The 8,805-nt window shown below is 48.0% G+C and carries 9 protein-coding genes; 1 reads left to right on the plus strand and 8 read right to left on the minus strand.

All coding sequences use genetic code 11. The features are described 5' to 3' along the window. Nucleotides 1-4: 4 nt before the first annotated feature. From floA to L696_RS0108515, 6 genes are all read right to left on the minus strand, one after another. Nucleotides 5-1,006, minus strand: coding sequence for a flotillin-like protein FloA (floA, locus tag L696_RS0108490; protein WP_025683272.1), 1,002 nt, complete (start codon nt 1,004-1,006; stop codon nt 5-7). Nucleotides 1,007-1,051: 45 nt separating this feature from the next. Continuing rightward, nucleotides 1,052-2,419 (minus strand): NfeD family protein, encoded by a 1,368-nt coding sequence (locus L696_RS0108495; RefSeq protein WP_025683273.1) that lies wholly within the window; start codon nt 2,417-2,419, stop codon nt 1,052-1,054. A 279-nt stretch (nt 2,420-2,698) separates the two neighbouring features. Further along, nucleotides 2,699-3,142, minus strand: coding sequence for a GatB/YqeY domain-containing protein (locus L696_RS0108500; RefSeq protein WP_025683274.1), 444 nt, complete (start codon nt 3,140-3,142; stop codon nt 2,699-2,701). Between the two features lie 16 nt (nt 3,143-3,158). Next, a complete protein-coding gene (rpsU, locus tag L696_RS0108505; protein ID WP_005547957.1) occupies nt 3,159-3,332 on the minus strand; it encodes a 30S ribosomal protein S21 in 174 nt (57 codons plus the stop codon). 169 nt (nt 3,333-3,501) lie between these two features. Then, on the minus strand, nt 3,502-3,861 hold the full coding sequence (locus L696_RS0108510; RefSeq protein ID WP_025683275.1) for a histidine triad nucleotide-binding protein: 360 nt from the start codon (nt 3,859-3,861) through the stop codon (nt 3,502-3,504). A gap of 162 nt (nt 3,862-4,023) precedes the next feature. After that, nucleotides 4,024-5,373 carry an aminotransferase-like domain-containing protein gene (locus L696_RS0108515; RefSeq protein WP_025683276.1) on the minus strand — a complete coding sequence of 450 codons (1,350 nt, stop codon included), beginning with the start codon at nt 5,371-5,373 and terminating at the stop codon, nt 4,024-4,026. 226 nt (nt 5,374-5,599) lie between these two features. On the opposite strand from L696_RS0108515, the gene L696_RS0108520 reads away from it, so the two are divergent. Then, complete coding sequence (locus L696_RS0108520; RefSeq protein WP_025683277.1) at nt 5,600-6,547, plus strand: DMT family transporter; 948 nt, start codon at nt 5,600-5,602, stop codon at nt 6,545-6,547. 271 nt (nt 6,548-6,818) lie between these two features. Here L696_RS0108520 and L696_RS0108525 read toward each other — a convergent pair whose 3' ends face one another. Both L696_RS0108525 and L696_RS0108535 read right to left on the minus strand, forming a co-directional pair. After that, nucleotides 6,819-7,223: a hypothetical protein gene (locus tag L696_RS0108525; RefSeq protein WP_025683278.1), complete on the minus strand. Its 405-nt coding sequence runs from the start codon at nt 7,221-7,223 to the stop codon at nt 6,819-6,821. A 263-nt stretch (nt 7,224-7,486) separates the two neighbouring features. Continuing rightward, nucleotides 7,487-8,805 (minus strand): SbcC/MukB-like Walker B domain-containing protein (locus L696_RS0108535; RefSeq protein ID WP_025683279.1); only part of this gene is annotated, 1,319 nt, incomplete at its 5' end.

The following is an 8,805-nucleotide window of genomic DNA, read 5'->3' on the forward strand; positions in this document are numbered from 1 at the left end:
GTTGTTAATCCCGGTTTTTGTTGTCATTTCCCGAGTTTTCATTCGGTTTGCCCAAGGAACCGCGCATTTGCGTATCTGCCTCAATGTTTTTCAAATTCATATAGTCCATAACGCCAAGTTTTCCACCACGCAGCGCCTCAGCCATTGCCAGCGGCACTTCGGATTCGGATTCCACAACGCGCGCTCTCATCTCTACGACACGCGCCTTCATTTCCTGCTCCTGCGCCACGGCCATTGCACGCCGTTCTTCCGCTTTTGCCTGCGCAATCCGTTTATCGGCTTCCGCCTGCTCGGTTTGCAGGAAGGCACCAATGTTTTTGCCTACATCAACGTCCGCAATATCAATGGACAAGATTTCAAACGCCGTTCCGGCATCCAGACCTTTGGACAGTACCGTCCTGGAAATGGAATCCGGGTTCTCCAGCACGTCCTTATGCGAATTACTGGAGCCGACAGTCGTAACAATCCCTTCACCGACCCGTGCAATAATCGTTTCTTCTCCTGCACCCCCGACGAGTCGATCAATGTTGGCACGCACTGTAACACGAGCCTTAACCTTCACTTCGATACCATCCTTGGCTACCGCAGCGACAATAGGTGTCTCAATGACACGCGGATTAACACTCATTTGGACCGCTTGCAGAACATCCCGACCCGCAAGGTCTATCGCAGCAGCGCGTTCAAATTCAAGCGGAATGTTGGCACGCTGCGCAGCAATCAGCGCATTGATCACTCGGTCTACATTACCACCCGCCAGAAAATGGCTTTCCAGCTGGTTGATGTTTAAGCCCAGACCAGCCTTGGTTGCCTTAATCAACGGATTCACAATCCGGCTTGGCGTTACACGCCGTAACCGCATAGCTACCAATGTAATGATGCCAATCCGCACCCCTGACGCCAATGCTGAAATCCACAGCATCACCGGAAAAAAACTAAAAAATACACTTAACACAATAATCGCTACAACGGCAATCAGCAAAACGCTGACAATACCCGATTCGAACACTCGCATCATCCTCCATTAATCTAATTCTTCGTTTGTTTTGGCGTTTCAGACGCTGGTGTCCGCCTTGACCACAATGCGTCCGCCTTCTACTTTGGATACGATAATGGGCATATCCGTAGCGATAAACTCGCCGTTCGTCACGACGTCCACACGTTCGTCAGCGATAAGCACGGTTCCCGCTGGACGAAGCGGTGTCAAACTCACACCTCGCTGACCCAATAGCACTTCCCGGTTTACCACCGAAGAAAAGCCCTGGTCAGCCGTCAAGCTTTCTTTAAGTATAAAACGGTTCCATATCCCTCGGTCCTTGAATATGACAGCAATGATCGCCACCACAGCAACAGCAGCAGCAAAGGCTATACCCAAAGAAATAAAAGCATGCTGCAAGTTGTAGGCCGCGCGAACAACTCCGGCGACAAGACTGATGGAACCCAAAATACCCAGAATACCAAAGCTTGGAATGAACATTTCAAGTATAAGCAACGCCAGACCGATGATAAACAACAGCCACGTCTCGGAACCTGCAAAGCCAGCAATATAATTGCCGAAAAAGTACAGACCAAATCCGAGCACACCTAAAATTCCTGGCACTCCAAAGCCAGGTACGAGTAGTTCAATGACAATCCCCGCGATACCGATAAATAAAAGCAAGGTCTGCACAATCGGGTTGGTCAATATCTCGGCTGCTTTTTCAGCCCATGTCCGCTCCACATGAAATACATCATCCGTGCTATAGCCCATCCACTGGATAACTTCTTGTTCTGAAGAGGCGATGTGATCCGCATAACCCAGCTTAAGTGCTTCCTCACTGGTTAAAGAAATGATCTGACCTTTTTCTTTATTAAAGTTCAGCTCCGGTATAGCTACAGAAATTTTGGAGTCTACCATACCTCTCGCAATATCCGGGTTACGTCCGCCGGATTCTGCGGCAGATGCCATGCTGCTCTTCCACCAAGCCACCGTTTTCGGGTCGGTGATAGCCTGCCCACTGCCATCCACCAGCGCTGCTGCTCCAATAATGCTGCCCGGCTTCATAACAATTTTGTTTGCGCTTAACGCAATATAGCTCCCCGCAGAGGCCGCTTCACCTCTCACATAGGCTACGGTCGGAATCGTGCTGTCTTTAATCAGCTTGCCCAGCTTTTCCGCTGTGTCTACTCTCCCGCCTGGCGTATTAATATCCAGCACAATGAGGCCCGCTTTGGACTCCGCCGCTTCTGTAAAGCCGCGTTCCATAAAGCTGCCCAGTCCCTGTTCAATTTCCTGATCCACCGGTATAACGAACACAGCACCGCCTTTCACAGCGGCCGCCGCTGATCCCGAATGGAATAATGGCAACAGCAAAACGGATATCATGATCCACATGGTCCAAAAGATCATTTTGCGGCTGGAGTGATGATGTTCTCTATGCATTACTCTCCCCCCTTTCGATCTTTCTATGTTACAGCATATCAAATTTTGTCAGGTAAACCATACAGTTTTCAGGATTTATTGTGAAATTCTTGAGTATGTTGCTAATCCTGATGGCTGTCACGTACTTTACGCACCCGATGGACATCACGTTTCAAATGGTTATAGATAACGCTTACAAAAAAGCTTTCCTTATAATAACAGCCTATGACAAACGCGGCAGATACAGAAATAACACCCTCTGTAAACAGAGGGTGTTGCGCTTTCCTGTTTGTCGCAGGTTTATTGCAGAAATTGCTGAACCGCTTGGTTCACGAGCTTACCGTCAGCACGGCCTTTTACCTTAGGCATCAAGGCCGCCATTACTTTCCCCATCTCGGCTTTCGAAGAAGCACCGGTTTCCTGGATGGTCTGCTGTACAATAACTTTAATTTCTTCTTCAGAAAGTTGTTCGGGAAGGTACTGAGCGATGATCTCTATTTCTGCTTTAGTGCTTGTCGCAAGTTCATCACGACCGGCTTTTTCAAATTCATGGAGGGCATCTTTTCGCTGTTTGATCTCACGACTCAGAATATCAAGCACTTCGTTGTCGTTCAAATCCCGTTTCAAATCTATTTCAAGATTTTTAATCGTAGAACGAACCATTCGAATGGTGGAGAGTTTGAACTTGTCCTTACTCTTCATTGCTTGCTTCATATCTTCGTTCAATCGTTCGCTCAAATTCATGATTGCTTAGATCCTCCTAGAACTTTCTCTTACGAGCAGCCTCGGACTTTTTCTTGCGCTTTACGCTTGGCTTTTCATAATGCTTGCGTTTCTTCACCTCAGCCAATACGCCATCCTTAGCAATGGAACGTTTAAAGCGACGAAGTGCAGCATCAATTGTCTCGTTTTTGCGAACTTTAGTTTCAGACACCAGTTTTCCCTCCCTCCGACCAGACCGTCCAAGAGCAATAACACGGTTCATCAAATTTTATTATAGGTGAAACGGAAACCGGGTGTCAACCTATAAGAAAAAATGAATAAATAAAGGGTACATATTTCTCCATTCACGCCGTATTACTGAAAGACAAGCACTGTCATTTTTAAGAATGTGAGTCCGAAATACCCGTCAAAGCACCCAATGGGGCACCGCCCAGCAGATGATAATGCAGATGTCCAACCGCTTGCCCGCTATGCGGACCGCAGTTGTTAATCAACCGGTAACCGGATTCAGCGATACCCAGTTTTTTCGCCACCTCAACCGCAACACGATGAATCTCCGCAATCAAAGGCAGATCCTCCTCTGTCACAGCATTCATTGAAGGAATATATTTCTTCGGAATAATGAGCACGTGCACTGGCGCCGCAGGCTGGATGTCATGAAATGCGAGCACATTGTCGGTTTCCAGCACTTTTTTGCTGGGGATGGTTCCATCCACAATTTTCAAAAACAGATCGTCCATTCAAAACCCTCCTTTGGCAGTGAGCCGATCATCAGATTCAAAAGTGCAGAATCCATGCTCTCGGCATTCAAAGTTATGTATTTCCCCACAACCGAATTGAACATATACAGTTATGGTTTGTTATACCTATGTTTCTATATGTATCATAACGGAAAAAGGGGCTTAATACCAGTTCCCTCTCCCCGCTTCCTCTATAATAGCTCTTACCCCTTCATCAATTTGATCCGGCTGAGCACGCGAAATACTGATGCGTAAAAACTTTTCGTGTTCCTTATAATTAGATAAGTAAAATCCTTTACCGGATACCACCAGCACCTTCCTCGCGGCAAGACGCTGTACCAAACGCTCCATGTTCACCGTCCGGGGTAGCTTCAACTGCATATACACTCCCGAGCTTACAGCCGACACTTCAATCACCCCGTCCTGATTATATCGATCTACTGCCTGGTTTAAAATGCGAATGCGTTCCGCATACAGGCTGCATATCGTGTGCTTGTGGCGTTCATACATTCCATTTTTAATATAAATATCGAGTGCGGCCTGAGATAAAATGGAGGTGTCGACGTATCTTTTGTATGCGCTGAACGTCTTTAACAGGATTTCAGGCAAAACCACCACACCTAAGCGCAAGCCTGGGAAAATGATTTTCGAGAAGCTTTTTAAATAAATAACATGGTCTGTCTGATCGTACGCATATATAGGATCAAACAGGTGGTCGATCCCCAAATCAGCCATGTAATCATCCTCCACGATGAACACATCGTATTTGGCAGCTAATACGGCTATAGCCTTGCGTTCCTCTGTGTTGTAGGAGGTCCCCAGTGGATTATGATATCTTGACATGGTATAAAAAAACTTGATGCTCCCGTTCTTAAATTGGTTCTCCAATTCCTGCAAATCCATACCTGCCGCTGTTCTGGCGATGGTGCTGACGGGTATACTCTCTCCCTCCAGAAAACGCAAATAAATATCGTAGCTCGGCTGCTCCACTAAAACCGTCTTTTTGCCGTTTGGAAACGGCATTTTTGCAAGGATTTCCAGTGCCTGCTGAACACCAGAAGTGACGATAATCCGCTCCATTTTTGCAAATACCTGATTATCGGCCAAGTGAGAAACGAGCGTATGACGCAATGTCTCCAGTCCTTGCGAATCTCCGTAGGTGAACAGATGATATTTGTACGTATCAATAGCCTGATTCAGACAGTGCTGAAAGTCCAGATACGGAAATACGTTTAAATCCGGGGAGGCCGAAGCAAAATCAATCGAGGCCTGAATATGGCTATGGCTATGACGCAAATCTCCGGAGTTCTCCACCACATAATATCCGCTTTGCGGAATGGAATAGATGGCGTGCTTCTTTTCAAGTTCGGCATATGCCCGCAAAATCGTGCTTTTGCTGCACTGGTACAATTCTGAAGCATCCCGGATAGAAGGCAGCTTTTGACCCGAGCTGTATTGCCCTTCACGGATTTTAAGCTCTATATCCAATAGAATCGAAATATATTTTTTCACAATGATCCTCCTGCCTGCTTATTGCACTTTCTATTTCTGCTACTTCTTTATACGGTTGATGTTAACATGCTTTATATGTGAGTAGAATGCCCCAATTTATAAAATTGTACCGATACAGTTACGATAATTTGATATTCCACAGGCTCGTCCATTGTTGTACCTTTAGTTCATCGGAGAGGACGTTCGCAAACATGGTCCCGAAGCATGAAAGAGAGGTAGGCAACTTATGGACACCCAAACCAAAGGATTAAAACTGGCTTATTTCTTTGCGGTGCTGAATGCTGCAATTATTGGATTTTCGTTTTTATTTACTAAAATGGCGTTAGTGTATGCTCATCCCATCGATACGCTGACCTATCGGTTTGCAGCTTCTTTTATAGTCCTGTCCATTCCGGTGGCCTTGGGGTGGATCAAGCTGTCTTATCGGGGCAAACCCATATTTAAAGCACTGCTGCTGGCTCTAATGTACCCGTTGGGATTTTTCACCCTACAAGCATTTGGATTACAGCACGCAACTTCCGCCGAGGGAGGTATTATGTATGCCTTCACACCCGTTGTAACGATGATCATTGCTTCCCTATTTTTAAAAGAAACAACGACCCTTTTACAGAAGCTGTCGATCTTTTTATCTGTTTTCGGCGTTGTGTTCATCTTTATCATGAAAGGAAGCAGCTTCAACTTGTCCAATTTGGGCGGGCTCTCCATGCTCTTCCTGACGTGTGTAGCGTTTGCCGGATACAGCGTTTTGGCACGCTCTCTTTCGAAGCATTTTAGTCCGGCGGAAATCAGTTACTTTATGATGGGCATCGGATTTATTACATTTCTGGCCATATCGCTCACTAACCATATTCAAAGTGGGACACTGGGCACATTTGTAGGCTTGTCCAGCAACGGTACCTTTGTACTGTCCATTATATATCTTGGCGTGGTGGCCTCGCTTATCACTTCACTGACTGCAAATTATGCTTTGTCGAAAATAGAGGCGTCAAAAATGAGCGTATTTACCAATCTGTCGACCATCGTGTCTATCGCAGCCGGGGCTTTGTTTATTGGAGAAAAGATAACAGTGTATCATCTGATTGGCTCACTACTGATTATAGCCGGGGTGATCGGAACCAATTATTTGGGCCGGAAAAAGACAGTACCGCTTCGTGCAGACACGCTTAAGACGTAATGCTCATAGAGAAGTGAGCTGGAAAAGAATGATTGTCGAGATAGCGGAGAGCATGTGTATGAGGTAAACGCAGGTTGAGATTAGATTTGAAATGACATAGGTAAAAAAAGAGGCTGTTTCTTCTCACCGGAAGAAGCAGCCTTAAGTATGTCATGATGTATGAATGCTTCAGTAAGCCGCTTGTGATGTAGCTGTACATCTAAGAAAGTGACTATGGATGGTTAGAAGAGGACTTAGAGGACACATACTAGGACGATTAAAGAAATGGGGTTTAATAATAAGGCAGTAGGCTGATCGCGGTCAGCGCAGCAAGCGGCAGAATTAGACGGTTAAAGCGCCGACGTCTATACGGGAATCCATATCCATATCCATAGCCATAGCCATAGCCTGGTACTGGAGCAGGGTACGGATATGGTGGGGAGGATGCAAAGCCGCCATAAGCACGGGAGCCACAGCCGCAATTGTTAGGCGGATAAGGGAGATTTACGTTCTCCGCTTCGCCCATTGGAACTGCCAAATATATTTTTTCATCATCCACATGCTCCACAATTCCGTCATACATCGTTCCATCCTTCACCCATACGCATACGTAGCGGTGCATATGCTGTTGACATAGTGTTTTGGCATCCGTTTTTTCCGGTGCTGTCCCTTTTACGTTCGTCAGGCTTTTTTCCATGGTTGTTTCCTCCTAGGCTCTTGCATGTATACCGTATGTTATTCAAAAATGGGCTATGTGTTACATCAAATTGGGCGAATTCCGGCTTGCAAACAAAAAAAGAAGCACCCCGGAGGCTCTTGGTAGAGCCCCTCTGAACGGACGTATGACGGGAAGTTCCCTTCCACAGCATACGTCCGCCGGGGTGCTGTATGATAACTTGTCGGCTTATCTGTATTATAACAATACTTTGAAACTGTATCTGTGATCTGTATCACGTTGCTTCAAAATGTTTCCATAACCACGCGGGAGCCGCCTCCGGCCTGCTCTGCGGGAAGAACGACTAGCTTGCGCGGCAGACGAGCCCGCAGCTCGGGTACATGGCTGATCACGCCGACTGACAGTTGATCGTGATGCAGCTTTTCCAGCGAGGTGATAACGGTGTCCAGCAGTTCAGGGTCCAACGTTCCAAAGCCTTCATCCAGAAAGAAAAATTGCAGCGGGTATTGTCCGCGCAATTGAATCTGGGCCGACAGCGCGAGCGCAAGCGACAAGGAGGTCAGGAACGTCTCGCCACCGGACAAGGTCGATACCGGACGCTTGACTCCGCCGTTGGCATCGTCACTAATGACAAAGCCACCGCTGGAGTCTACCTCTAGCGCATAACGCTGCTTGGTCAGAAAACGTAAACGGCGTGAGGCCGACTGACTGACTTGCATTAGCTGTTCCTCGGCAATGTATTCGACGAAGGCGTTGCCCCGGAAAACGGACTGAAGCTTGGACATCTTTTCTGCCTCGCTGCGCAAATGAGCGCGATTGGACTCCAGCTCCATCCAGCGGACATGCCGATGCTGCAAATCCTCCAAATCACGCTCAGCCTTGGCACGATTCTGGAGTGCCTCTTCGTCGCGTGCACGGCAATCACGCAGCTGCGCGGCGGCCGATTCCCACTGTTCCTCTGTCACTGTTGCTCCATCCAACTGTTCTTCCACATGTTTTAAACGGGAGGACAGCTCTTTTTCACGTTCCCGATGCAGGCTCACTTCACGTTCATAACGTGCGAATTCATCGGGCCCGAGACAGCATTCCACGACCTCTGCTTCCGTAGCAAAAGGGGAGGCTTCCAAACGACTGCTCCAGCGGGACTCCGATACCTGCCGTCTTTCTTCTGCCGAATCGGATGCCTGCCGGGCAATCAGCGAAGCATGAACGGCTTGCTGCTTGCGTTCCTCCGCTTCAGCGCGGCGGCGTGCGGCGGCTTCGGCTCCGTTTTTCAGCCCCAGAAGACGCGAGTTTGCGTCTTCCAGCAAGGAAGACGCATGGCCTTCTCCAACCCACTGCCGGAGGCGATCCATTTTTTCACGCAGCGAATCATCTTTGTTTTGGAGTCCGGTACGGCGGGCGATGATGACTTTGTCTTCCTCGATGATGTTCTGCTGAATCTGCTGAACACGCGCAGCCTTCTCTTCGAGAAAGGTCACGCTCGTCTCCAGCCGGGACCGCAGCTCTTCCGCGCGCGCGTCGCGCTCCTGCATGGCGCGGTAGCGCTCCGCGGCTTCGCCCGGAGCGACGTCCGGCAGCTGCGCCGACCATTCGGCGCGCA

It is taken from the genome of Paenibacillus maysiensis (genome assembly GCF_000520815.1).
In the GTDB taxonomy this organism is placed as follows: Bacteria; Bacillota; Bacilli; order Paenibacillales; family Paenibacillaceae; genus Paenibacillus; species Paenibacillus maysiensis.